This window comes from Sinorhizobium sp. GQ132, from assembly GCF_059758575.1.
This window is the reverse complement of sequence record NZ_JCAXDX010000063.1, coordinates 1-440: the sequence shown is the minus strand read 5'-3', so window position 1 is coordinate 440 and position 440 is coordinate 1. Positions and strand designations below refer to the sequence as shown.

Here is a 440-nt window from a genome sequence, read left to right as displayed (position 1 = left end):
TCAAGCGCACCTCGTAGCGAAGATCGGCTGGGCGCGGGGTCAATTTTACGCTCCACGGTGCCACTCCAATCACCCCGAGTGGCAGGCCGAAGTCGTAGCCCAACTCAACCGCGTGTCCCGAGACTTCATCACCGTCGGGAGGAGGTAGTGCTGTGCGCACAGTGGTGGTGAACCTCAGCGGCGAGCCGGCATCGGTCGGGATTTCCATGTCATCGACGAACCACTCTATTTGGACTGGATTCACAAGCCATTCCGGTTTCAGCCGCAGTTCCTTCACATCTTGCTGCGTGAAGTCGCGGTACTTGAACACGAGGGGCTCGCATGTTGGGGCTTGATAAAGCGCTACTCCTCCGGGGCCTTCCTGTACATTGGCCGGCAGGTTCTTCCCTGCCAGCCATGTTCTCGACGGCTGATGCGCGTCCGAGAATTGCTCCGTCGCT

The 440-nt window shown here is 59.5% G+C and carries 1 protein-coding gene; it reads right to left on the bottom strand.

Annotation, left to right across the window (positions count from 1 at the left end; genetic code table 11):
• Window positions 1-310 (bottom strand): hypothetical protein (locus AC6CIG_RS29725; RefSeq protein ID WP_498324390.1); only part of this gene is annotated, 310 nt, incomplete at its 3' end.
• Window positions 311-440 lie beyond the last annotated feature (130 nt).